The 24,386-nt window shown below is 65.1% G+C and carries 18 protein-coding genes; 8 read left to right on the forward strand and 10 right to left on the reverse strand.

Annotation, left to right across the window (positions count from 1 at the left end; translation table 11 throughout):
- Positions 1 to 325: 325 nt before the first annotated feature.
- A complete protein-coding gene (locus B5X73_RS03205) occupies positions 326 to 715 on the forward strand; it encodes a DUF192 domain-containing protein (RefSeq protein ID WP_254857211.1) in 390 nt (129 codons plus the stop codon).
- 255 nt (positions 716 to 970) lie between these two features.
- Here the strand turns inward: B5X73_RS03205 and B5X73_RS03210 are convergent, their stop codons facing one another.
- Entirely contained in the window at positions 971 to 1,162 is a 192-nt protein-coding gene (locus B5X73_RS03210) for a rubredoxin (RefSeq protein WP_036116149.1), read from the reverse strand.
- Positions 1,163 to 1,257: 95 nt separating this feature from the next.
- Between B5X73_RS03210 and thiE the strand changes: the two genes are divergently transcribed.
- Together thiE and hemL are read left to right on the forward strand one after the other, a co-directional pair.
- The gene (gene thiE / locus B5X73_RS03215) at positions 1,258 to 1,905 is read left to right on the forward strand and encodes a thiamine phosphate synthase (RefSeq protein ID WP_079520556.1); all 648 of its coding nucleotides are present in this window, start codon (positions 1,258 to 1,260) and stop codon (positions 1,903 to 1,905) included.
- Complete coding sequence (gene hemL / locus B5X73_RS03220) at positions 1,902 to 3,179, forward strand: glutamate-1-semialdehyde 2,1-aminomutase (protein WP_079520557.1); 1,278 nt, start codon at positions 1,902 to 1,904, stop codon at positions 3,177 to 3,179. Before thiE ends, hemL begins: the two co-directional genes overlap by 4 nt.
- A 161-nt stretch (positions 3,180 to 3,340) precedes the next feature.
- Here hemL and B5X73_RS03225 read toward each other — a convergent pair whose 3' ends face one another.
- From B5X73_RS03225 to B5X73_RS03250, 6 genes are all read right to left on the reverse strand, one after another.
- Positions 3,341 to 4,588 carry an acetylornithine/succinylornithine family transaminase gene (locus B5X73_RS03225; protein WP_079520558.1) on the reverse strand — a complete coding sequence of 416 codons (1,248 nt, stop codon included), beginning with the start codon at positions 4,586 to 4,588 and terminating at the stop codon, positions 3,341 to 3,343.
- 353 nt (positions 4,589 to 4,941) lie between these two features.
- The gene (locus tag B5X73_RS03230; RefSeq protein WP_079520559.1) at positions 4,942 to 6,279 is read right to left on the reverse strand and encodes a sigma-54 interaction domain-containing protein; all 1,338 of its coding nucleotides are present in this window, start codon (positions 6,277 to 6,279) and stop codon (positions 4,942 to 4,944) included.
- A 213-nt stretch (positions 6,280 to 6,492) separates the two neighbouring features.
- Positions 6,493 to 7,308 (reverse strand): SDR family oxidoreductase, encoded by an 816-nt coding sequence (locus B5X73_RS03235; protein WP_079520560.1) that lies wholly within the window; start codon positions 7,306 to 7,308, stop codon positions 6,493 to 6,495.
- Between the two features lie 11 nt (positions 7,309 to 7,319).
- Positions 7,320 to 7,922, reverse strand: a complete 603-nt coding sequence (locus B5X73_RS03240) for an LON peptidase substrate-binding domain-containing protein (RefSeq protein WP_079520561.1) — start codon at positions 7,920 to 7,922, stop codon at positions 7,320 to 7,322.
- Positions 7,923 to 7,932: 10 nt separating this feature from the next.
- Positions 7,933 to 9,291 (reverse strand): UDP-N-acetylmuramate:L-alanyl-gamma-D-glutamyl-meso-diaminopimelate ligase, encoded by a 1,359-nt coding sequence (gene mpl, locus B5X73_RS03245; protein WP_079520562.1) that lies wholly within the window; start codon positions 9,289 to 9,291, stop codon positions 7,933 to 7,935.
- A 5-nt stretch (positions 9,292 to 9,296) separates the two neighbouring features.
- Positions 9,297 to 9,881 carry an adenylate kinase gene (locus B5X73_RS03250; RefSeq protein ID WP_079520563.1) on the reverse strand — a complete coding sequence of 195 codons (585 nt, stop codon included), beginning with the start codon at positions 9,879 to 9,881 and terminating at the stop codon, positions 9,297 to 9,299.
- A gap of 176 nt (positions 9,882 to 10,057) precedes the next feature.
- Between B5X73_RS03250 and B5X73_RS03255 the strand changes: the two genes are divergently transcribed.
- Complete coding sequence (locus B5X73_RS03255) at positions 10,058 to 11,314, forward strand: 6-phosphofructokinase (RefSeq protein WP_079520564.1); 1,257 nt, start codon at positions 10,058 to 10,060, stop codon at positions 11,312 to 11,314.
- 203 nt (positions 11,315 to 11,517) lie between these two features.
- Here B5X73_RS03255 and B5X73_RS03260 read toward each other — a convergent pair whose 3' ends face one another.
- On the reverse strand, positions 11,518 to 12,936 hold the full coding sequence (locus tag B5X73_RS03260; protein WP_079520565.1) for a UdgX family uracil-DNA binding protein: 1,419 nt from the start codon (positions 12,934 to 12,936) through the stop codon (positions 11,518 to 11,520).
- A 2-nt stretch (positions 12,937 to 12,938) separates the two neighbouring features.
- Positions 12,939 to 14,153 carry a putative DNA modification/repair radical SAM protein gene (locus tag B5X73_RS03265; protein WP_036116172.1) on the reverse strand — a complete coding sequence of 405 codons (1,215 nt, stop codon included), beginning with the start codon at positions 14,151 to 14,153 and terminating at the stop codon, positions 12,939 to 12,941.
- A gap of 115 nt (positions 14,154 to 14,268) precedes the next feature.
- On the opposite strand from B5X73_RS03265, the gene B5X73_RS03270 reads away from it, so the two are divergent.
- From B5X73_RS03270 to B5X73_RS03280, 3 genes are all read left to right on the forward strand, one after another.
- Complete coding sequence (locus B5X73_RS03270) at positions 14,269 to 15,555, forward strand: amidohydrolase family protein (protein WP_079520566.1); 1,287 nt, start codon at positions 14,269 to 14,271, stop codon at positions 15,553 to 15,555.
- A gap of 149 nt (positions 15,556 to 15,704) precedes the next feature.
- The gene (locus B5X73_RS03275; protein WP_079520567.1) at positions 15,705 to 16,130 is read left to right on the forward strand and encodes an RcnB family protein; all 426 of its coding nucleotides are present in this window, start codon (positions 15,705 to 15,707) and stop codon (positions 16,128 to 16,130) included.
- A gap of 24 nt (positions 16,131 to 16,154) precedes the next feature.
- Positions 16,155 to 16,547, forward strand: coding sequence for an RcnB family protein (locus B5X73_RS03280; protein WP_079520568.1), 393 nt, complete (start codon positions 16,155 to 16,157; stop codon positions 16,545 to 16,547).
- Between the two features lie 489 nt (positions 16,548 to 17,036).
- Here the strand turns inward: B5X73_RS03280 and B5X73_RS21245 are convergent, their stop codons facing one another.
- A complete protein-coding gene (locus tag B5X73_RS21245) occupies positions 17,037 to 17,948 on the reverse strand; it encodes a hypothetical protein (protein ID WP_254857230.1) in 912 nt (303 codons plus the stop codon).
- 240 nt (positions 17,949 to 18,188) lie between these two features.
- Here B5X73_RS21245 and B5X73_RS03285 point away from each other — a divergent pair, with 240 nt between their 5' ends.
- A complete protein-coding gene (locus B5X73_RS03285) occupies positions 18,189 to 23,924 on the forward strand; it encodes a toxin TcdB middle/C-terminal domain-containing protein (RefSeq protein WP_254857224.1) in 5,736 nt (1,911 codons plus the stop codon).
- Positions 23,925 to 24,386 lie beyond the last annotated feature (462 nt).

Raw genomic sequence — 24,386 nt, forward strand, 5'->3', positions numbered from 1 at the left:
TTCGCTTTCGGCGTCAGGACGTTTCGTCCTAGTGAGCCGCCCATTCTATATCGTTTTTCGTTTCCGTCAACACCCTCGTGAAACTTTTTTTCGAGATTGTTGGTGAAGCAGAAGAACTTAGGAACTGTCGCGTGGGCTGCTTTGTTCGCGACCAGAAGAGAAGTATAGGGTCGTATCGACGATCTGTGAAGGGGTTTTCGACATCTTTCTGAAAAAAAGTCACACGCTAGACTTAATCCATCTCCTCATACTTATAAGGTGTCTTTTGATGTTACGTCGCGCTGCCTTTATCGCATTGCTTTTCGTTACTCACGGCGCTTACGCCGTGACCGCCCCGTCGGTCACGCTCCATGGCAAGACGTTCTCCACCGAATTCGCCACCGACGACGCGTCGCGCGAGCTCGGATTGATGAATCGCACCGAGCTCGCGGCCGATCACAGCATGCTCTTCGTCTTCGTCGATGACGAACCACGCGCGTTCTGGATGAAGAACACCCTCATCCCGCTGGACATCCTCTACTTCAACAAGGATCGCCAGCTGGTCTCCATGCAGCTCAACGCGCAGCCCTGCAAGGCCGATCCCTGTGCGATCTATCCCAGCGGCGGTCAGTACGCGCGATACGTGCTTGAGCTCAAGGCGGGCACCGCGGGCAAGCTTGGGCTGAAGCTGGGCGAGACACTGACCATCGAGGGCGATCCCGGTACGGTGCGCTGATCGGACGACAGCCCGCGCTCACAGGGTACGTCGACGTGGTACGGCAACAGCCGCGATGGATCCAGAGCGGCCAGCTCGTCCCACTGATCTTCGAAAGGTATGAATCGCTGCATGAGTGCTTCCTCCACGTATAGGCACGCGTTGCGCGGCCGTGGAGCTATGGAAGCAGGGTTTCCTGCGTTATCGCAGGCGGAATGGGGCGAAACGATGTCAGCCCCATCGCCGGACGCTATCCGTCAAGCACGGCGGCGTCTGTCAGTCCAGCTCGACCATCTCGAAATCGTCCTTGGTCACGCCGCAGTCGGGGCAGGTCCAGGTATCCGGGATATCCTCCCAGCGCGTACCCGGCTCGATGCCTTCATCCGGCAGGCCCAGGGCTTCGTCGTAGATGAAGCCGCAAACGACGCACATCCATTTGCGAAGGGTGGTTTCAGTGCTCTGGCTCATGGCTTGCGTACTGTCGTCAAACGGGAAAGTCCCCCATTCTGTCACCCCCGGCGCGGCGACGGTAGCGCGCCGCCGTCACATTCCGAAGGACCTGTATGAGCACCCTCCTCCGACACCGCCCGCATGGCAAGGGCGTTTACGTGATTACCGACGGCCCTCGCGACGATCTTTTCGCCGCCGTCGAGGCCGCGCTGGCCGGCGGCGCCCGCATGCTTCAGTACCGCGACAAGTCCACCGACGCGGACCGCCGACGCAGAGAGGCCGACGAGATCTCCCGTCTGTGCGCCCTCCACGACGTGCCCTTTATCGTGAATGACGACGTCCCGCTCGCCCTGGCCACCGGCGGCGGGGTGCACCTGGGCCGCGAGGATGTGTCGATCGCCGAAGCCCGCGCGGAACTGGGCCCGGACGCCATCATCGGTGTCTCCTGTTACGGATCCCTCGAGCGGGCGAAGCAACTGGCGGGAGAGGGGGCGGACTACCTGGCTTTCGGCGCCATGTACCCGTCGACCACCAAGCCGCATGCCCCGGTCGCCCCGCACGACGTTTTGACGCAGGTCGCCCTCCTGGGCCTGCCGGTCGTGGCGATTGGCGGGATCACCCCCGACAATGGACGGGTCCTTATCGAAGCGGGTGCCGACTACCTTGCCGTGGTCTCCGCCGTTTTCGCCGCGACCGATATCCAGGCCGCGACGCGCCGCTTCGCCGATCTTTTCGACTCACGTCCCGGAATCATTCAATGACCAGCAACCAGGAACTCTTCGCCCGCGCCCGCAAACTGCTGCCCGGCGGCGTCAATTCGCCCGTGCGCGCCTTCCGGTCGGTCGGGGGCGAGCCGTTCTTCACCGCCCGGGCTGACGGTCCCTTCCTCTGGGACGTCGAGGGCAAGCGCTACATCGATTACGTCGGCTCCTGGGGTCCCATGGTCGTCGGCCATAACCATCCGGCCGTGCGCGAGGCTGTCGAGCGCGCCGTGAAGAACGGACTGTCGTTCGGCACGCCCTGCCCCGCCGAGGTCACCATGGCCGAGACCATCGTTGGCCTGGTGCCGTCGATCGACATGGTGCGCATGGTCAACTCGGGTACGGAAGCCACGATGTCCGCGATCCGCCTGGCGCGTGGTGCGACCGGCCGCTCGAAGATCGTCAAATTCGAAGGCTGCTACCACGGTCACGGCGACAGCTTTCTGGTGAAAGCCGGTTCGGGCGCACTGACCTTCGGCGTGCCGACCTCGCCGGGCGTGCCCAAGGCGTCGGCCGACCTGACGCTCACCCTCCCCTATAACGACATCGATGCCGCCCGCCTGCTCTTTACACAGGAAGGCAAGGAAATCGCCGCCCTGATCATCGAGCCGGTCGCCGGCAACATGAATTGCATTCCGCCGAAGGAAGGCTACCTCCAGGCCTTGCGCGACCTGTGCACCGAGCATGGCGTGCTGCTCATTTTCGACGAAGTCATGACCGGCTTTCGCGTGGCTCTCGGCGGCGCGCAAGCGCACTACGGCATCACGCCGGACCTGACCTGCTTCGGCAAGATCATCGGGGGCGGCATGCCGGTCGGTGCCTATGGTGGCCGCCGCGACCTGATGGAGCAGATCGCTCCGGCCGGCCCGATCTATCAGGCGGGCACCTTGTCGGGTAATCCGGTGGCGATGGCTGCCGGCCTGGCAATGCTTGAACTGATCCAGGCGCCGGGCTTCCATGACGATCTGGCGGCGCGCACCGTGAAGCTGACCGACGGCATCCTGGGCGCGGCGAAACGTGCCGGTGTGCCTTTCAGCGTCAATCGCGTGGGTGGGATGTTCGGGTTGTTCTTTACGGACGAAACCGTCGAGAGCTATGCGCAGGCGACCAAGGCGGATGTCGACGCATTCAACCGCTTCTTCCACGGGATGCTGGAGCGTGGGGTGTATCTGGCGCCGTCGGCGTTCGAGGCGGGGTTTGTGTCCAGCGCGCACGATGACGATGTCATCGCGGGGACGGTGGCGGTGGCAGGTGAGGTGTTTGCTTCGCTGTGATATCTGCGGAGCAACGCATGAGGAGGCCGTGTCTGGCGTTAAATGCGGGGCACGGCTTCACTCGTTTTTTGCCGGGGTGAGGGTTCGCCAGCGGGCTGGCTCCTGCCGGAGCAGAGCATCGTCGATCCGGGCGGCAAGGCCGGCCGGATCGACAGGATCGCTCACGCGACCTGCGCTTCTTTGGTGAAGGCGTGCAGTGCCGCGCTGAGGCGTTCGAGGCCTTCCGCGGTTTCTTCGTCGGTGATGGTCAACGGCGGGACGATGCGCAGCACATCCGGGCCGGCTTGCAGAATCAGCAAACCATGCGCGGCGGCAAGGTCGAGGATTTCACCCGCCCGGCCCTTATAGGCATCACCGAGCACCGCACCGATCATCAGGCCACGCCCACGGACTTCCGAGAAGAGGTGCAGGTCGTGGTTGAGCTTGTTGAGTCCGGCGCGGATGTCGTTGGCCTGGCGTTCGACGTTGAGCAGCACGGCGGGCGACGAGATCTTCTTCAGCGCGACGCGGGCCACCGCGGCGGCCATCGGATTGCCGCCGAACGTGGTGCCATGCGCACCGAACTGCATGATGTCGGCGACCTTGGGGCCGACCAGCATCGCACCGATCGGGAAGCCCGCGCCCAGCGCCTTGGCCAGCGTGACGATGTCGGGCGTGACATGGTCGTGCGCGTGGGCGAACAGCGTGCCCGTCCGACCCATGCCGGACTGGATTTCATCCAGCACCAGCAAGGCGTCGTGCTTGTCGCAGAGCTCGCGTACGGCCTTGAGGAAACCGGGTTCGGCCGGCATCACACCGCCCTCGCCCTGAATCGGCTCCAGCATCACCGCCGACACGCCACCCTGCGCAAACGCTTCTTCCAGTGCGGGCACGTCGTTGAAGGCCACATAGCGGAAACCACCGGGCAACGGCTCGTAACCTTCCTGGTATTTCGGCTGCGCCGTAGCCGTCACCGACGCGAGCGTGCGCCCGTGAAACGAGCCCTTGAAGGTGATGATGACGCGCTCTTCCGGCGGGCGGCCCTTCGACGTGGCCCACTTGCGCACCAGCTTGATGGCGGCCTCGTTGGCCTCCGTACCGGAGTTGCAGAGAAAGACCCGCTCGGCGAACGGGGCGTGCTCGATCAGTTCTTCGGCCAGGCGCAGCGGCGGCTCGGTCCAGAAGACATTGCTGGCGTGCCAGAGCTTGCCGGCCTGCGTAGTCAGCGCGGCGACGAGGTCCGGGTCCTGATGACCCAGCGCATTGACGGCGATGCCCGCACCGAAATCGAGGTAATCGCGGCCTTCGGTATCCCAGACGCGGGAGCCCTTCCCATGGTCGAGGACGACGTCGCGTGGACGATAAACGGACAGCCAGTAGCGCTTGCCGAGGCCGATGAGATCGGAGGAATCGACAGGATGCGAGGACATGGAACGAACTCCCGGGCCCGGCCGCAGCGCCGGAACCCTTACAGATACGGATGGAATCGCACGGTACGCTCTGCGGTCCGACATCGAACCCGCATCGTATGATCGGCTGTACCGCGCGTGCAACGACTCTGTGACACGGCGCTTCAGCGGCTGAACGGCCACGCGCCGCAGCTCGATGGGAAAGTCCTTGCGAATCAAAGCACCTGCCACGTGGCACGGCGTTTGCTGCCTGTGGGACAAGGCCCTGTGAAGCCCGCGATGTTCGTTCGCCCGACGACCCTGCCAAGCCGAGCGACGAATGGGAACTCCCGGTCCCCCAGAGGACCGGGAGTTTTCTTCACTCCGCTGACGGATCAACGCAGCTGGTCGAGCGCCAGCTGGTGCTTCTTGCACAGGCGATAGACGGTGACGCGGGAGACACGCAGACGGCGTGCGCATTCGCTGATGTTGAACGCACTGGCGCGCAGACAATCGACGATCGCCTCGCGCTCGGCCGAGGTCCGGGCGCTGCCGAGGCTGTCCCGGTCGCCGCCGGGCGCGTCCGGCGTCAGCTCGAGATCCTCGGGCGTAATGAGGGCGTCGTCGGCGATGACGGCGGCGCGCTGCACGCGGTTCATCAGCTCACGGACATTGCCCGGCCACGGGAAGCCGTTCATCGCCTTGCGCGCGGCGGTACTGAAGGCGCGTGCGCGCGTGCCATAGGTTTCGCGGAACGCGTCGAGGAAATGCTGGGCGAGCAGCTCGATATCGCCGGCGCGCTCCCGCAGGGGCGGCATTCGCAGCCGGAGCACGTTGAGCCGGTAGAACAGGTCCTCGCGGAAACGGCCCTGGGCGACGGCCTTTTCCAGGTCCACATGAGTGGCGGCCAGCACACGGACGTCGACATGCACGGACTGACAGCTGCCGACGCGATCGATCGTTCCTTCCTGAAGCACACGCAGCAGATTGGTCTGGGCATCCAGCGGAAGGTCGCCGATCTCATCGAGAAATACGGTGCCGCCGTCCGCCGCCTCGAAATGGCCGATACGCCGTGCCGTCGCGCCGGTGAAGGCACCGCGCTCGTGCCCGAACAATTCCGACTGGACCAGGTTGGCCGGCAGCGCACCGCAATTGATCGCGGCGAACGGCTTTCCGTGACGGCCGGAGAGTTGATGCAGGGCGCGGGCGGCCATTTCCTTGCCGGTGCCTGTCTCGCCCGTAATGAGGAGCGGGAGTTCGACCGGCGCGAATTTTCGAATGTTCTGTGACAGTGCGCGAATGGCCGGGCTGTCGCCGGTCATTACGGTGGGGCGCTCGTCCGGCGGATCGAGACCACCCTCATACGGCACCCTGAGCAGCGCCTGGCGCAGGGCGGCGAACGACGACGCACCGTCGATGAGTTCGAGCGCGCAGGGCAAGGCGAGCCGGACGGCAGGGTCGCTGGAGGGCGTGTGTGGACCGGTGAGCCCGATCCAGGGCATGCCGGGATGCGACCGCTGCAGTTCGCGCAGGAGTTTCAGGGCTTCAGGAGCCACCGAACGCAGGTCGACCACGGCGACGGCCGTCTCGCCGCATTCGGGCAGGTCGCCGCCCACACGACCGGGATCGGCCACCAACGTACGCCATCCCGCCCGGATCAGACCAAAGTGTTCCTCGACGCTCGGCCTGCCCACCCAGACGACACAGCGACCCGTCATTTCCCCGCGCGACATGCCTGCTCCTCACACGATACGTGGCCTGCTGCCGGCTCTCGCGGATTCATGACCGGACCCGCCGCCGGCACCCCCTGCTGGCCGACAAGCCCCACATCGCCACTCGGTTGTCAGCCGGCGGCGACAGGGAGAGACGGTACCGCCGCCTGCCGGAAGCGGCCATACGCCAAACGGGCTAGCTCTCGTGACGCCGCGGAATAGCTGTCGCGGTAGCTACAGAAACAAATCGGGCAGCAGCGGTTCGCCGGGCACCACGGCGTAGCGGTCGAAGTCGGTGACACCCTGCTCGCGAAGGATGTCTTCATCGATGACGAAGTGCCCGGTGTAATCACGGGAAGGCTGCGTCAGGATGGCATGCGCCGCATCTGCCACGATCGCGGGCGTGCGGCAGTTCTGCGGGCGGACGCCATCGATCATGGCGATGGCCGCCGTGGCGATCACCGTCCGGGGCCACAAGGCATTGACGGCGATACCCATCGGCGCGAACTCGGGCGCCATACCCAGGACACAAAGGCTCATGCCGAACTTGGCGATCGTGTAGGCCACATGCGGCGCGTACCACGTCGGGTCGATGCTAGGCGGAGGCGACAGCATCAGCACGTGCGGATTCGCGGCTTCTTTCAGGTACGGCAGGCAGGCCTGCGTCACCAGGAACGTGCCGCGGGTGTTCACCTCGTGCATCAGGTCGAAGCGTTTCATCGGCGTGTCTTCGACACCCTTGAGCCATATCGCGCTGGCGTTGTTCACCACGATGTCGATGCCGCCAAAGCGCTCGGCTGCCGTAGCCGCCGCCATGCGCACCTCGGATTCCTCACGGATGTCCACTTTCAGCGGCAGCGCCACGCCACCTTCCGCTTCGATCTCGGCGGCTGCGCTGTGGATGGTTCCCGGCAGCTTCGGATTGGCCACGCTGCTCTTGGCCGCGATGACGATGTTGGCGCCGTCACGGGCCGCGCGCTTCGCGATCGCCAGCCCGATACCGCGCGACGCGCCGGTGATGAACAGCGTCTTGCCCTTCAGCGATGTCATGGTGGTAACCCTTAGGGGCGCTGGAAGCGCGGGAGGATGTCACGCAATTCGGCCAGGCGTTGCAGCGGATCGTCGAGTTCGAGCATGTGCTGGCATTCGTTCGGATCCAGCGGCAACAGTTCGGAAAGGCGAAAACCGACCCAACTCGCGTCGTCGGCGCGCTCGGCCATGTCATGACGCCACGGCGGCATCATCTGATCGGCGAGCCGCTCCAGGATCGTCGCGAGCAAGCCGAATTCCGCCGGCAGTTCCATCTTCGGTTCGTCGACCCACGGGGCGATGTCCCCGCGCACCTGGCCATCCGAACGCACGCGCGTGCGGGTGACGCGAAAGCGCTGACCGCCCTGGGCGACGATGCCGAGCAGGCCGTCCTCACTGGTATGAAAGTCGGTGATGGTGGCCAGCGTGCCGACGGCGGCGGGCACCGCGGGCTGTCCCGCCTCACGGCCCTCGAGAATCATGCAGACGCCGAACGCGCGACCGGTCCGCGAGCATTCGCGTACGAGGTCGATGTAGCGCGGTTCGAAGATGCGCAGCTGCAGGTGACCGCCCGGAAAGAGGACGTTCGACAGAGGAAACAACGGCAGATCGGGTGCGGGCGTGGTGGCAGCCATGCCCCTGAGTCTAACCTGCGTCCAGCGCGTTGAAGAAGCGCCGGGGCGCTCCTTCGAAACCACCGTTGGACATGAAGACGACCTGGTCGCCGTCCGCCGCTTCGGCCACCAGTGCGTCGATCAGGGCATCCACGGTGGAGGCGGTGGTTCCGCGGCCACCGAGTGCGCCGGTCACCTTGCCCGCGTCCCAGGCCAGCTCGGGACGATGCAGGAACACCACACGATCCGCATCGGCGAGCGAGGGCGCCAGCGCATCGGCATGCGCGCCGAGACGCATCGAATTGGAGCGCGGTTCGAGTGCCACGACGATGCGACCCTTGCCGACTTTGGCACGAAGGCCGGCCAGCGTCGTGGCAATGGCGGTCGGGTGATGGGCGAAGTCGTCGTAAACGGTGACGCCCTTTGCCTGGCCGATCAGCTCCATCCGCCGCCGGGCACTGGCGAAATCGGCGAAGGCCGGCAGCAACGCCACGGGATCGGCACCGGCGGCGGTGGCTGCCGCCAGCGCGGCCAGCGCGTTCATCACGTTGTGACGCCCGAGCGAACCCCAGCGAATCTCGCCGAGCACGGTGTCACCACGGCGCACACGGAAGTGCGAGCCATCGGCGGCGATCAGCTGGGCGCGCCAGTCGCCCGCGTCGATACCGAAGGTTTCCACCGGCGTCCACGCACCCATGGCCAGCACCTCGGCCAGATACGGATCCTCGGCGTTGACGATCAGCCGGCCATTGCCGGGCACCGTCCGCACGAGATGGTGGAACTGGCGCTGGATGGCGGCCACGTCCGGGAAGATATCCGCGTGGTCGTATTCGAGGTTGTTGAGAATGGCGATGCGCGGGCGGTAATGGACGAACTTGGAGCGCTTGTCGAAGAACGCCGAGTCGTACTCGTCGGCTTCGATCACGAAGGGCTTACCGGTGCCACGCCGCGCGGACACGTCGAAGTTACCCGGTACACCGCCGATCAGGAACCCGGGCGACTGGCCCGCGGCTTCGAGCAGATGCGCCAGCAAGCTGGTGGTCGTGGTCTTGCCGTGGGTGCCGGCGACCGCCAGCACCTCACGTCCGCCCAGCAGCGTCTCGCCCAGCCATTGGGGGCCGGAGATGTAGCGCATACCCGTGTCGAGCATGTACTCGACGGCCGGGTTGCCGCGCGTCATCGCGTTGCCCACCACCACCAGATCGGGCGCGGGCTGCAGATGCTCCGCCCTGTAACCCTGCATCAGACCGATGCCGAGCTGCTCGAGCTGGGTGCTCATGGGCGGGTAGACGTTGGCGTCCGAACCCTCGACCGTCAGGCCGAGCTCACGCGCCAGCGCGGCGACCCCTCCCATGAAGGTGCCGCAGATACCGAGGATATGGACGCGCACGGGGGTCAGGCGCTGGCGGCCTTGACGCCACCGGGCAGCACATCCAGCACGCGCTGGGTGACCTCGTCGAGTTCGCCGACGCCGTCGACGACCTGCAGCTTGCCGCGCTGCTTGTAGAAGTCGGCTACCGGAGCGGTCTGGTCGGCATAGATGCCGAGACGCTTCTTGACCGTGTCCGGATTGTCGTCGGGACGGCCTTCCTTCTCGAAACGGACTTCGCAGCGGCCGATGATGGCCGCGTCGGGCACCTCGAGCTTGACCACCACGTCCAGCGGCTGGCCGATACGGGCCAGCACGGTGTCCAGCGCGTCGGCCTGGGCCAGGTTGCGCGGGTAGCCGTCGAGGATGAAGCCCGGCCCGGCGTCCGGCTCGCCCAGACGGTGCTCGATGATGCCGAGCATGATGTCGTCGGGCAGCAGCTGACCGGCGTCCATCAGGCCTTTGGCCTTGAGGCCGAGCTCGGTGCCTGCCTTGATCTCACCGCGCAGAAGATCGCCGGTGGAGATGTGCGGCACGCCGAGGCGCTCCTTGAGGCGGGTGGCCTGAGTACCTTTACCGGAGCCGGGGGCGCCGAATAGCACGAGTCGCATTGATACTCCGTTCGTCGGACATGCGGGGTAACCCCGCCGCCGGACACAAGAAAATGGGTCTCAAGGTAACGGGCGGGGCGCCACGCCGTCAAACAGGCGACATGTCGCAGGTGTAGGGCGGTTTGACGCGCATCGCGTTACCCTCCCTGCTCCGCTCCCGCAGAAGGACCCGAAGCATGGCCGCCGGCAAAATCCTCTACGCCCAGTCGGGCGGCGTCTCCGCCGTCATCAATGCCACCGCCGCCGGCGTCATCGAGACCGCCCGGGACAAGGGCATCCCCGTCTATGCCGCGCGCAACGGGATTCTCGGCGCGCTGCGCGAGGAGCTGATCGACACCACGAAGGAAGCCAAGGCGAACATCGCCGCCCTGAAGCACACCCCCGGTGGTGCCTTCGGCTCCTGCCGCTACAAGCTCAAGTCGCTGGAAGAGAACCGTGCCGAGTACGAGCGCCTGATCGAAGTGTTCAAGGCGCACGACATCCGCACCTTTCTCTATAACGGCGGCAACGACTCGGCCGACACGGCCAACAAGGTGTCGAAGATCGGCCAGGCGCTGGGCTACGAGGTCAACTGCATCGGCGTTCCGAAAACGATCGACAACGACCTGGTGGTGACCGATACCTGCCCCGGCTTCGGTTCCGTGGCCAAGTACACGGCCATCGCGGTACGCGAGGCGAGCCTGGACGTCGCCTCCATGGCCGACACCTCGACCAAGGTATTCATCATCGAGGTGATGGGCCGTCACGCGGGCTGGATCGCCGCCGCGGCGGGCCTTGCGGGATCGGGTCCCAACGATGCGCCGCACGTCATCCTGTTTCCGGAGAACGTGTTCGACCCCGAAGCGTTTCTGGCCAAGGTGCAGGCCACGGTCGAGAAAGTCGGCTACTGCACGGTCGTGGTATCCGAGGGGGTGAAGAACACGGAGGGCACATTCCTGGCCGAGTCCGGCGCGCGCGATGCGTTCGGCCATGCGCAGCTCGGCGGTGCGGCACCGGTGCTGGCGACTCTCGTTCGCGAGAAGCTGGGCTACAAGTATCACTGGGCGTTGCCCGACTACCTGCAGCGCTCGGCACGGCATGTCGCGTCCAAGACCGACGTCGATCAGGCGTACGCGGTGGGCAAGAAGGCGGTGGAGTACGCCGCCGAGGGGCTCAACGCGATCATGCCGGTGATCGTGCGTGTGTCCGATGAGCCGTATAAGTGGAAGATCGAAGCGGCACCGCTGGACAAGATCGCCAATCACGAGAAGAAGATGCCGAAGAACTTCATGTCGAAGGATGGCTTCGGGATCACCGCGGCGGCGCGACGGTATCTGGCGCCGCTGATCGTGGGCGAGGTGCCCCCGCCCTATGGCGACGATGGGCTGCCGATGTATGTGACGCTGAAGAATGCTTCGGTGCCGAAGAAGCTGAGGAAGTTCAAGCCTGGGTGACGTGTCGCGTCGGGCCGGCGGCGCGCGGGGCGCGCCGGCGGTCGTCGCGGTGTGGGTCGCGCGCAGGCGCGCTCCTACAAGATCACCGTGCACATGTAGGAGCGCGCCTGCGCGCGATGCTCCGACCGCGGGCATGCAGGTCACCGCGGGCATGTGGGTCACCGTGCACATGTAGGAGCGCGCCTGCGCGCGATGCTCGGACCTCAGCCCAACACCCCCCGCATCAACCCCAGATCCCGCACGAACTCCGCATACCCCGCCTCTCTCGCCTCGGCATCCGGCAAGCGCAGCAGATACGACGGGTGCACCGTGGCCATCGCCTTCCGTCCATCGGGCAGGTCGATCCACTCGCCACGTTGCGCCATCAGGCGGAACGACGAACCGAACACCGCCTGAGCCGCCATGGCGCCTAGGCAGACCAGGGCCTCGGGCTGGACACGATCAATCTCGGCCGCGAGCCAGGGCCGGCACGCGGCCTGCTCCTCCGCGTTGGCGCGCTTGTGCAGCCGCACCTTCCCGCGCGGCTCGAACTTGAAGTGCTTCACCGTATTGGTGACATACAGCAGGTCGCGCTCGATCCCCGCCTCTTCCAGCGCGCGGTCGAACAGCTTGCCCGCCGGCCCGACGAATGGCTTCCCGGCGAGATCTTCCTGATCGCCCGGCTGCTCGCCGATCACCACCACCTTCGCGTGCACCGGGCCTTCGCCGAAGACCGTCTGCGTCGCAGGCTTCCACAGGTCACAGGCGCGGCATTCGCGGGCCTGCGCGCGCAACGCCGTGATACTGCCTTCGGGCGCCGCCGCGACCGCTTTCTGCAGCGGCGTGATTTTCTTCTTCGGAATCGTCGGCTGTTTGTCGACCATCGCCTGCATCCTCGGTAACGCGTCGCGGACCAGGCCCGGAATGAGCTTCGCTTCCGGCAGATTCTTCCAGTACTTCACCGGCATCTCGCGACGCATCGCATCCACTTTCAAGCGGGCCGGATTGAAGATGCTCGCGTAGTACGTACGCCAGAGATCTTCGAGCGCATCGTCGGTGGGTGCATCCGCCCTGCTCGCACCCGGCCCGAACGACAGCGTCTCGCCATTCCAGTGCGCCGTGCGTGACGGCGTCAGCAGGGACCAGTGCATGCCGGTGAAGCGGCGCACGAAAAATGGCGCGACGCGTTTGACGATGTCGAACGACGGCTCGAACCAGGCGACGTAGACCGTGTCCTCCCCATGCCGGACTTCACGAAAGCGCACGAACGCCTTCATCTTGTGCATGTCGCGGCTGACCTGCTTCACGCAGGTGTGAGCCCAGGCGACATCGTCATCGGTCGCGATGCGCAGCAAGGCTTTCTCACCGTGCGCCAGCCGCCACAGCATGCGATAGAGCGTGGCGTGGCGACGCCTGTCGGTATGCGCCAGCACGGCGCTGGCGACATTCAGAAAGTCGCGGGGGACGGCGGGAACGCTCGTGCGCACCGGCGCGGGAATCGAATCGTCGCCGGCAAACAATCCGCCGGCGCCGCCGCCTTCCCAGTCCACTTCGGACGGTTCGATGTCGGCCAGCAACAGCGCCCGCGCCTTGGCGCGCCACTCGTCGAAGTCCGACGGATCGTCCAGCGTAACGACGCGCATGATCAGCCGAAAAGATCCGGCTGCGAGGGCTCGCGCAGATCGCGGCGAAGCGCGACGCTCTCGTGATCCCCGCGCGGGCGGTGATCGACCGTCTCGACGAAGGGTGCCACTTTCTTCACCGGCACGCGCAGGCGAATGAGATCGTCGTAGCGGATACGCCGGTGCCCGCGCATCGCGATCATCTTGTCGACCGTCTTGACGCCAAGGCCAGGCACGCGCAGCAAGGTCTCGCGTGGCGCGCGGTTCACATCGACGGGGAACTGATCGCGGTGGCGAAGCGCCCAGGCCAGCTTCGGATCGACGTCGAGCGACAGCATGCCGTCGTCGCCCGGCGGCGCGATCTCATCGGCGCCGAAGCCGTAGAAGCGCATCAGCCAGTCCGCCTGGTAGAGGCGATGCTCGCGTACCAGCGGCGGTGGCTTCAGCGGCAGGATCTTCGACGCGTCGGGGATCGGGCTGAAGGCCGAATAGTAGACGCGACGCAGCCGGTAATTCGTATACAGGTTGGTGCTGGCCGAGAGCACGTCGCGGTCGCTGGCATCGTCGGCACCGACGATCATCTGCGTGCTCTGCCCGGCGGGCGCGAAGCGAGGCGCCTTCTTCTCCGCCTTGGCTTCGTCGATGGACAGGCGCAGGCGACCCATCGCGCTGCGGATGTCACCCAGGTGTTTCTCCGGCGCCAGCGACTTCAAGCCGCCTTCGGTCGGCATCTCGACGTTGATGCTCAGGCGGTCCGCCCAGCGACCGGCGGCGTCGATGAGTTCAGGTGACGCGTCGGGAATGGTCTTGAGGTGGATGTAGCCGCCGAACTTGTGCTCGGTGCGCAGCGTACGTGCCACGCGGACCAGCTGCTCCATCGTGTAGTCGGGCGACTGGATGATGCCTGACGAGAGAAACAGGCCTTCGATGTAATTGCGCCGGTAGAACTCGAGGGTGAGATTGACCACTTCCTCGGCCGTGAAGCGCGCTCGGGGCACATTGCTGCTGCGCCGGTTGACGCAGTACACGCAGTCGTAGACGCAGAAATTGGTGAGCAGGATCTTCAGCAGCGATATACAGCGGCCGTCCGGCGCGTACGCATGACAGATGCCCATACCTTCGGTCGAGCCGATACCCCCGCTTTTCAGCGAGTTGCGGCCTTTGCCACCGCTGGATGAGCAGGACGCGTCGTACTTCGCGGCGTCGGCGAGGATGGCGAGTTTGTCGGAAAGCTTCATGGGGGAAGTGATGGTGCCAAAACCGGGCCGGGCCTGCGTGAAGGCGGCCGATCGAGCGATTACCCCGCCAGCGACCCGCCCGTTATCATCCCTGCTTTAAACACCGGCACCCACCATGGACCTCATCATCCGTCACGCCACGCTTCCCGACGGCCGCAAGGACGTCGACATCGGCATCGAGGGCGGACGATTCGCAGCGATCCAGCCGGCGCTTCCGGCAAAAGGCGTCGAAGAGATCGACGCGCAGGGCCGTCTGGTCAGCCCGCCGTTCGTCGACGCGCATTTCCACATGGATGCGACGCTGTCGCTGGGCCTGCCGCGCCTCAACGCCTCCGGCACCCTGCTCGAAGGCATCGCACTGTGGGGCGAACTCAAGCCCGACCTCACGCAGCAGGCGCTGGTCGACCGCGCCATGGCCTACTGCGACATGGCGGTGGCCCAGGGCCTGCTCGCCATCCGCAGCCACGTCGACATCTGTGACGACCGCCTGCTGGCGACCGAGGCCCTGCTGGAGGTGAAGCGCCGCGTCGCTCCCTACCTGCATCTCGAACTGGTCGCTTTCCCACAGGACGGGCTACTCCGTTCACCGACCGCGAAAGCCAACCTGGTCCGCGCCCTCGACATGGGTGTGGACGTGGTCGGCGGCATTCCGCACTTCGAACGCACGATGGCCGACGGCGCGGCATCCGTCCGCTGGCTGTGCGAACTCGCCGCCGAACGTGGCCTGCGGGTGGACATGCATTGCGACGAATCCGACGACCCGCTGTCACGGCATATCGAGACGCTTGCGGCGGAAACGGTGCGCACGGGCCTGCAGGATCGCGTCACCGGTTCGCATCTCACCTCGATGCATTCGATGGACAACTACTACGTGTCCAAGCTGCTGCCGCTGATCGCCGAGGCGGGCGTGCATGCCATCGCCAATCCGCTCATCAACATCACCCTGCAAGGCAGGCACGACACCTACCCGAAGCGTCGCGGCATGACGCGCGTCCCCGAGTTGCTCGATGCGGGCGTCAATGTCGCGTTCGGCCACGACTGCGTGATGGATCCCTGGTACGGCATGGGCTCCGGCGACATGCTGGAAGTGGCACACATGGGCCTGCATGTGGCGCAGATGACCTCGACCCGGGGCGTCGCCCATTGCTTCGACGCGGTGACGGTCAACGCCGCGCGCGTCCTCGGGCTGGAAGGCTACGGGATTCAGCCGGGCCACCGTGCGGACTTCGTTTTACTGCAGGCGGGGGACGCCTTCGAGGCCATCCGGCTGAAAGCGGCCCGTCTTCTGGTCGTTCGGGGCGGAAAAATCCTTGCCCGCGCACCTGAACGGCGTTCGTCGCTCTTCCTGACGGAACGCCCGTCAAATCTGACACTTGAGTTCCGGCCGGGATCGATTTCCTGAACCGACCGGTTCAATAGCTGTCGCGACAGTGAACGCTTTCGTGAACCTTTCAAAATGTAAGACTTTGCGTTCAGCTTTCCCTTCATAGCATCCGAATCGTCGATCGGCCGTAGCAAGTTACGGCGAGACGATCGTCCAGGAGACAGGCTATGAAAATGATGCTTCGTACCGCTTTTGCCGCGCTCGCCATGGTCGCCACGACTGCGGCGTTCGCCGACGACCACCGCGATCACGATCGCCACGGTGACTACCGTGGGCACGATCGCGGCCATGACCGTGGCGACTGGCATCATGACAACGGCTGGCACGGTCACCGTCCGCCGCCCCCGCCGCCGCCGCGCTACTACGGCGGGTATCACCACGGGCCGGATCACTACTACCGTCCGCCCCCGCCGCGGTACTACGGCCACTGGGAGCGCGGGCACCGCTACGCCGGTCGCAACGTCGTCGTGTACGACTACGGCAGCTACCGCCTGCGCCCGCCGCCGCGAGGCTACCACTGGGTCCGCGAGAACAACGATTTTCTGCTCGTCGCTGTGGCGACCGGCATCATCCTCGACATCGCCACTCGCTAAAGCGCGCTTACCGGAGACTCGCTCATGAAGATGCTCACCAGAATGGTGTTCTGCATCGCCGCTGCTGGCGCGATCGCACCGGCTTTCGCCTTTGCACCGGCACCGCAGGACTGGCACCGCGACGATCACGACAATCGCAACGATCATCATGACGACCACCGCGACGACCACCGCGACGATCATCGCGACCATCGGGACGACCGCCACGACGATCGTCGTGCCGACTGGCACCCGCGCCCGGGCGGTCACTGGGAGCGCGGTCACCGCTATGACGGTCGTGTGGTCGTCGTGAACGATTATCGCGAACGTCACCTGCGTGAGCCGCCACGTGGGTATCACTGGGTGCGCGCCGATAACAACGACCTGCTGCTGGTCGCCATCACGACGGGTGTGATCGCGGAGATTCTGTCGCAGTAAAGGGTGCACGCGTTGCTCACGGTTCGATAACGATCCAGGCGCGACACTGTCCCTGGGCCACGATGGCCCGGGGGTTTTCACATGGACGTCGGCAACTATCAGACAGATCCGTATGCCTGCCTGACTACCCCTGTAGTCGGGGGTGTGGATACGCCGCCGGAGGGCATTGACTGGTCCGTCTCGAGCACTGGGTCCTCGGTACTGAGGCTGCCTCTTCCTCTGTCGCGCTGGCGCGATGCCTCGCCCTCACTGGCCCTCTTTTACGGCAGCGATGCGGGCAACGGTGTGTTCGGTCTGGGCTTCCACGTCCCCGTTCCCTCCATTCGACGAGACACCACCGAGGGCGTGCCCCGGTTTGACGATTCGGATGGCTACGTCGGTCCGGATGGCGAGCGACTGGTCGCCACAGACTCGCGCACCGTCGACCAAATCGGCGGCATCGCGCTGCCGCATACCTGGAAAGCGGTCCGGTATCGACCGCAAGTCGACTCACGGTCGGACCGGATAGAACAGTGGAGTGCCGAAGGAAAGACACCGCTCTGGGTCGTACATGCCGCTGACGGCTCGATAGCCGTCTACGGCCACGACGACACGACAACACTCCGTAAGGCCGCCAGGCCGTCCGACATCGCCGTCTGGTTCCTTTGCGAGAGCGTCACGGCCCGCGGCGAGCATGCGGTCTACAGCTATCGCGCGGAGGACGGCCACGGCGTCGCCGACACTCGCGACACATGTGCCGCCCGATACCTCTCCCACATCCGCTACGGGCATCGGCGAGGCAGCCTCGCGCCATTCGCGTTCGTACCCCCCGTACAGCCGCTGACCTTCTATTTTGAAGCGATTTTCGATTACGGCCAACGCACGCTCGACCCGGACATCGGGCCACCCTATGCCGAGGACCGTCCATGGTCCACACGCCGGGATCCCTTTTGCGATGTCGACTATGGCTTCGAGCATCGCACTCTTCGTCTCTGCCGGCAGCTCCTGATATACCACCGACTGCCCGCCCTCGGCCCCGACCCCGTCCTGGTACGGCGCGTCCTGTTCGAATACGACGAACAGCCGTGGTTGACCCGTATGACTTCGCTGCAAACGCTGGCTTACGGCGCGCAGGGTGACGTCGAACGATCGCCCCGGGTGGATATCGCCTGGACGGATTTCGATTCTGCCGATGCGAGCGCACATCCCCTGGACAGTGCGTCCGGCGTCGACGATGGATACCGCGCAACACTGATCGACCTCTACGGCGACGGCATTCCCGGCATTCTCAACCGCGAGTGCGAGACATGGACCTACCGCGAGCCGGTTCGCGCAACAGGTGGCGAGGATGCCATCACCTACGGCACGCCGGTGGCACTGGCAATCCAGCCATCGATCAGAGGCTTCGATGCGAGTGTTCACCCAAGCCAGGGGGCTGTCTTCGTCGGTGCGCCGCCGGCCGTGCCCGCGCGGCGGATGCTGGCGGACGTGACCGCCGACGGGGCCTTGTCATGGATCGTCGCCGATCCCGCACTGCGCGGCTATTTCACACTGCGCTCCGATCGGACCTGGTCGGCCTTCCAACCGTTCCCATCGATTCCGATGGACTTCCGGCATCACGACGTTCAGTGGGCCGATCTTACCGGTGCGGGCCAGATGGACATGCTTCTGATCTCCAGCCATGCCGTCATCTGGTGGCCGCGGAATCGACATGGGTATGGCCGGGCAAGGAAAGTCGCACACGAGAGCGACGGGCTGCCACTCGCGGCCTCCCCGAATACCTACGTCGGCTTTGCACCGGTCCTTTGCAAAGGGACGGCTCAGCTCGTCCGCGTCAATGAAGATGGCATCGTGGAGTGCTGGCCTGGCCTGGGCTACGGCCATTTCGGGCAAGCCGTCCATGTCGGAACGATCAATCTGCCCGGCATTGCACTGGAGCGATCACGCCTGCATTTCGCGGACATCGAGGGCAAGGGCGTAGCCGACATCCTCTACTGCGACAGCAAGGCGCTTCTTTGGTATCGCAATCTTTCGGGACACGGTTTTGCACCCGCCATCGCGTACGCGTGGCCCGACGGCCAACGCTACGAGCGCACGTGGACCGTATCGTTCGCGCCTGCGCGCGGCGACGGCATCAGCGCGATCATCTCCCTGCCGCACGTCGGTAACCGCCTCAAGCCACGGCATTGGCGCATGGACTTCTTCCACGTGCCACCCCATCGCATCTGCGGCACCGACAATCATCGGGGGGCGTCCACCGCTGTCACTTACCGGGCGTCGGGACACACCACACTGGATGACAAGGCAGCGGGCAGGTGCGTGACGTCACACCTGCCGTTCCCGTTGCTCACCACAAGCATGATCGAAACGTTCGATGCCACGTTTCAAACCTCGCACCGCATCTCTTTCGAATGGAGGGACGGCTACTACGATCCGATCGATCGCCGCATGCGCGGCTTCGCCTTTCGCCAGGAGCGCCGTGAACAGCGTACCGCGATGCCGGGCCTAACATCCGACGTCCTGACGCGTCGCTGGAACTACGTCGGGAACGCGGATATCGACAGCCGTCGAGATGGCTTCGATGTATCGGATGCTCAAGCCATCGGTGTGGGACCGGACCTCTTCAGCCGCTGGACGGGAAACGGCGACGTGATCATGGATCCTGCGGACCCTTTCCCCGATGGGGATCGATGGCGCTCACTGGCAGGTCTCGAACGACGTTACGAAGTGTTTACCGTAAGCGACACCTCGGTGCGGAGCACGCCCCTGAAGGTAGTGGAATGGCGCTATCTCGTCAGGCAACTACGTCAGGAAGACGATGGATCCCCCGCCACCTCGTCGTGCCTGCCGATCGAAATACTGACCTACGACTATGAGGACAGCCCTGTCGACCCCCGTCGCCTGCACAGCTTCGCCCTCGACAACGACGTACACGGCTGCCCTGGCCTCGTTATCGAGATCGCGTGTTCACGACGCAACGCAGCTTCACCGTATAGCCAGCCGGAAAAACAGAGGCTTTGGGAAGACTCACACGACAGGAGCCAGGAGCGTCATCACGTCACCCTTACACGACGAACCTGGTGGCACCTCACCGATCCCGACGCGTACTGCCTCAGGGTGCCATCCGAAACGCGGGTGCATGCCTCGTTCGTCGCAAATGACAACCTGAGCGAACATGACATGCGTTACGAGACGTTCGCGCGGGACCCGACATTCGCGCCCAACGATGACGTCCGGCTGGTCACACTTACCCGGGTAGTTTACGCATCGGATCCGGCGGTACCGCCGGCCTTTCCCCCGCTTCCACGATCGATGCTTATCGCCGGCATGGATGAGGAGGCTCTGGCCGAATGCCGCCTGGTACTGGACCCGACTGCGCTGGACGAACATCTCGCGCGCGGTGGTTGGCGCCCCCTCGTCGCATCACTGCTCGGCGACAACGAGTCATTGCAGGCGACTGAGCACGACCTGTGCGACTACGCTTCAGAGGACGACTGCTTCGCCGTTATCCGCCATGCGGCCTGCGCGACGACAGATGCCGTCACATTCGTACGCGATGAGGCCGGCTTATTCGTAACGGGCTGGACCTGTCCCGGCGATTTGCACATGGAGGCAAGCTACGACTACCGGGCACTCCTGCCCCGGCGGGTCGTGGACGCGAATGACAACGTGCATGAGACGGCGTTCGATGCATCGGGTCGAGTGCTGGCCACCAGTTTTCACGGTAGCGAGCACGACAGCGGCGGGCGCAGCGTCGAGGTCGGATTTGAATCGCTCGAAGACTGGTCCGTCCCCTTGGACAGACGACCGTCTGCCGCACTCGCCGCGGCGAAAAGCACACTGGGGAACGTCGCGGAAGTGTTCCGTTACGCATCGGAAGCGCCGGCGCATGTCGTGAGACTTACCGCGGACCGTTATCCCGGGGATCCCGCCTCGCAGGTACAACAGACCGTCTGGCACCGGGACGGGCTGGGCCGGGTCGTCTGCACGGCGCAGCGCAGCGCGACGGACACCGCGGCTGACTGGGTGAAGCACACCCGCATACCGGCGCCGGGCTCCGGAGAAGCGCTGCAGATCTGCCGTGCGCACACATCCGCGGATTGGCGCTTCACGGCCGGAAACACCGGACCGGCTACCCACATCGGATACGACGCGCTCGATCGCATCATTCACGTAACCGATGGTGTCGGGCGAATCCGTCGGGTCAGCTATCACGCGTGGTACACCGTTGACGAAGACGAAAACGCCACCGCCGAAAGCGATATGTCGGTGCATCCGGGCTCCCCGTCACTGATCGCCATCGGCACAAACGGGCGGCCGATGAGGGAGTGTCGATATCTTCGCCGCAGCGTCACCGACGCGCCCGTTCTTCAGCTGACGAGGCGTGACGCGGACGCCGCCGGCCGCACCTTGCGTCACTACGACGCCCGCTCGGTGGGGCGCGACGAAGCTGTGCGCCGTGAGTCCGCACATCTCGGCGGCACGCGTTCGTGGAGCGCGGATGCCGGGGAATGGTGGCGGGTTGGCGCCGACACCGGTGATGATCTCTGGATCCGCGACGCTCTGGGCCACGAGCATGTCTTTCTTCGCGACCGGGCAGGCCGTCTCACGGACGTGCACTCGCGCAGCGGCGAAACCGGGGAGGTTCGCCGGGTGATGCGCGTCGATTACACGACGCCCTCCATCGCACGGCGCGAGGCCAATCTGGCGGGTTTTCCCGCCGCCACGTTCGATGCGGGAGGAAGCGAGGTGGTTTCGCGTGCGGCACTCACCGGTGAAGTCCAGGCGACGGAGCGCCGGATCATCGTTAGCGACGAGGCCGACTGGCCCGCAAGCGGAGACGGCGGCCAACTCGAAAGCACCGCCTATCTGACCACGGCGCAGTACGATGCCCTGGGGCAGCCTCTTGCGCTGATCGACGCGCAAGGCAACGCGAGGCAATTCGCGTACGACGTCGCAGGGCGGCTGGCTGCCGCATCCTTCGTCGCCAACGCGGCAGGTGGTGGCGATTACGACGTGGCGACGAGTCTCCGCTACGAAGCCGATGGCCTGCTCGCGTCCCGCGTCGGGCCGGGAGAAATCCTGTGCACACAAGACCACGATGCCAGAGATGGTCGCCTCACGAGAACTCGCGCGGTCATGCCCGACGGCCGGATCGTCGTGGACCGTACGTTTCGTTACGATCCTGCCGGGACGGTGATCCGCATCGACGACGCGAGCGCTCCTTTCGCCGGAAGTGAAACGACTCACCGGTCGTTCCGCTATGACAGCACGGGTCAACTTGTCGAAGCCACCGGCCGCGAGCAGGACGCTGCCGGACGCGGGCCCGATCTCCCACCTCCGCTGACACTGCCTCCCGATGCCGGCGAAACTCTTCCGCGCGCTTACTCGCGAGCCTTCGACTACGACGCCAACGGCAATATCACGAGCATCATGCATTCGGTGGAGGGAGACGAGAGTGCCAGCTATACGCAACGCATGACCATCGCCCCCCTTTCCAATCGCTCGGTGCCGGCTGAGCCCGGGCTATGTCCGGAGGATGTCGATGCGCGCTTCGACGGCGCGGGGCATATGCTGGCGCTCGCGCCCACTGGCCCAGCGTTGCTCTGGAACGTGCAGGGCCGTCTCCAGGAGGTCGTCGCACCGACGCCGGAACATTACACCTACGCAGCTGACGGCCGCAGGCTCCGAAAGCGGGAGGGGTCGGCGCGCGTGGTTTACCTGCCGGGTCTGGAGCTGCATTCGGGCGGCGGCAGCACGCGATCGGTGGCTACGATGTATGCGGCTGACAGCGTTGCCCGCTTCGCCTACCGCATCGGCGACGCATCTTCGCTGGAGATGCGATTTCATCTGGAGGCGCATCCCCTGCACGCATCGACCGTGCTCGATCAGGCCGGTGGCGTCACACTCTTCGAGGAATACTATCCCTTCGGCGGAACGTCGATCCATGCAGCACGCACGGCAAACGACGCGCAGCCGGACGACTGCCGGTATTCCGGTGAAACACGGGATTCCACCGGCCTCTACGACTACGGTGCGCGCTATTACATGCCCTGGCAGCACCGGTGGACCAGCCCTGACCCCGCCGGCGATATCGATGGCAGCAACCGCTATCGCATGGTTCGCAATGCGCCGCTCTCCCTCCGTGATGCCGACGGCCGGGTGCCGGTTCCGACGGGGCATGGTCGCGAAAACACCAGGCGGCCGGCGGAGACCCGCCCGGCGCGCGGACGAGTCGGGCGAGTCGGGCGGCCACCGAGGATGCTCAGACAGGTACCCACAGAAAGAGGCGAGCGTAACCCGGTCAGAGGCGTAGCGATCGACGGCACCTCACCCATTCAACAGGTCACCGGCGCCGCGACAATGTCATGGCCAGCAGCGCGGTCCACTTTTTCGTTCCGCAGCTGGAACGCGACTCCGCTGTCCAACATTGAGATGTTGCCATCTGGCGGTCGGCCGAGGATCCTGCACGCCTCGGGCGACGCTGGTATAGACAACTTCGTCATGGTGCAATCGACCGTCACGCGCGCGCCCGTCCCCCCCGAAATCACCGACCCGTCCACGCGCGCAGGCCTGGCCGAGACGAGTGTGCTGACAATCGCTCGATCGAGCGAGGTATTCGGATCCAATCCTCAACTCCAGAGCGGCGATCACTTACGGCTGGACCCTCGGCACAGCTTCCAGGCGTATTTCGTCGCACAGGGCGGCAGCACCGTTATACCCGCTCATCCGGACGGCACCCAGCCACGCGTGCTTCTCACCCCGGATTTCAGTGGCTGCTCACTCGTGGCATGGCAAACCGATGAGAGCACGTACCGGATCTTCCATGTGTCAGGCGGTCACGAATACGAGGAATTCAACCGGCACGTCCAGCCCGACGCGACGGAGCCGCTGCCAGGGTTCGGTGTCGCGGGCATGATGAGCTACGCGCACTATGCTTTCGAAGCAAGGCCCGACTACCGCGGAGGGGGTCGCCTCGCCCGGAACAATCTGGGCACGGAATATATTTCAGGCTTTGCGTTCATGGAATATACGGATCGCTGGCGCATCCACTACCAGCAGCATATGACCATGACGCGCGTGCCGCACCCGCATATTCGAGGACACATCGCCACCATCGGCAACACTAACCTGCGTGCAGCGAGAGAGGTCGAGCTACACGATCCCCGTGGCCGTCCGCCGACATCGACGGGGTCGGACGTCGATCCCATGTCTCCCAGCCTGATCATCGCGTCGACTCCGGCATCGAGGTATTCGCTTCGCAGTTCCCGATCGTCGCTGGGATCGATCGGCAGCGGCGGGAGCCCGATGTCACCGACGGACTCTGCCCGAACACGTCGAAGTTCATCACGCTTGTCATCCGCCAGCTCTGTATGGATGGCACCGGGCGATTCATGAGGAGCACGACATGACCCAGGGATGGGGAGTAGTGCGAGACCAGCCGCTTGGCGGCCCCATTGTCGAACCGCCTGTCGTGCTCGATTGGGCGGGCCCGGATAACAGCGGAACCGCAAGCATGACGCTGCCGCTGCCCGTCACCGATGCCCGAGGCGCGCCGGGCCTTTCCCTTGTCTATGGGGGCAGCCGGAGAAATGGCCTGTTCGGCGTGGGCTGGAACCTGGCGCTTTCGTGTTTCCGTATCGACCCCTCACACGGGTTGCCTCGCTTCGACGGATCCGACATCTGTCTTGGTCCCGACAACGAGCCGCTGTGTCCGGCCGGCATTCGCACGACCGGAACATTCAGGGGTCAGCCCCTGCCGACGACCTACACGGTGCGTCGCTACGTACCTCGTGTTGATCGAAGCCTCTGCCGGTTCGAACGCTGGTCGAGCGGCGACGACCCCGGTTTCTGGCTGCT

The sequence above is a fragment of the Luteibacter sp. 22Crub2.1 genome (assembly GCF_900167995.1).
Classification (GTDB): domain Bacteria; phylum Pseudomonadota; class Gammaproteobacteria; order Xanthomonadales; family Rhodanobacteraceae; genus Luteibacter; species Luteibacter mycovicinus.

Excerpts from the sequence above, each read along its gene's own strand:
- B5X73_RS03210 (WP_036116149.1), bottom strand. The coding sequence starts at position 1,162 with ATGAGCCAGAGCACTGAAACCACCCTTCGCAAATGGATGTGCGTCGTT.
- thiE (WP_079520556.1), top strand. The coding sequence starts at position 1,258 with ATGAGCACCCTCCTCCGACACCGCCCGCATGGCAAGGGCGTTTACGTG.
- hemL (WP_079520557.1), top strand. The coding sequence starts at position 1,902 with ATGACCAGCAACCAGGAACTCTTCGCCCGCGCCCGCAAACTGCTGCCC.
- B5X73_RS03225 (WP_079520558.1), bottom strand. The coding sequence starts at position 4,588 with ATGTCCTCGCATCCTGTCGATTCCTCCGATCTCATCGGCCTCGGCAAG.
- B5X73_RS03230 (WP_079520559.1), bottom strand. The coding sequence starts at position 6,279 with ATGTCGCGCGGGGAAATGACGGGTCGCTGTGTCGTCTGGGTGGGCAGG.
- B5X73_RS03235 (WP_079520560.1), bottom strand. The coding sequence starts at position 7,308 with ATGACATCGCTGAAGGGCAAGACGCTGTTCATCACCGGCGCGTCGCGC.
- B5X73_RS03240 (WP_079520561.1), bottom strand. The coding sequence starts at position 7,922 with ATGGCTGCCACCACGCCCGCACCCGATCTGCCGTTGTTTCCTCTGTCG.
- B5X73_RS03250 (WP_079520563.1), bottom strand. The coding sequence starts at position 9,881 with ATGCGACTCGTGCTATTCGGCGCCCCCGGCTCCGGTAAAGGTACTCAG.
- B5X73_RS03255 (WP_079520564.1), top strand. The coding sequence starts at position 10,058 with ATGGCCGCCGGCAAAATCCTCTACGCCCAGTCGGGCGGCGTCTCCGCC.
- B5X73_RS03260 (WP_079520565.1), bottom strand. The coding sequence starts at position 12,936 with ATGCGCGTCGTTACGCTGGACGATCCGTCGGACTTCGACGAGTGGCGC.
- B5X73_RS03265 (WP_036116172.1), bottom strand. The coding sequence starts at position 14,153 with ATGAAGCTTTCCGACAAACTCGCCATCCTCGCCGACGCCGCGAAGTAC.
- B5X73_RS03270 (WP_079520566.1), top strand. The coding sequence starts at position 14,269 with ATGGACCTCATCATCCGTCACGCCACGCTTCCCGACGGCCGCAAGGAC.
- B5X73_RS03275 (WP_079520567.1), top strand. The coding sequence starts at position 15,705 with ATGAAAATGATGCTTCGTACCGCTTTTGCCGCGCTCGCCATGGTCGCC.
- B5X73_RS03280 (WP_079520568.1), top strand. The coding sequence starts at position 16,155 with ATGAAGATGCTCACCAGAATGGTGTTCTGCATCGCCGCTGCTGGCGCG.
- B5X73_RS03285 (WP_254857224.1), top strand. The coding sequence starts at position 18,189 with ATGCTTCTGATCTCCAGCCATGCCGTCATCTGGTGGCCGCGGAATCGA.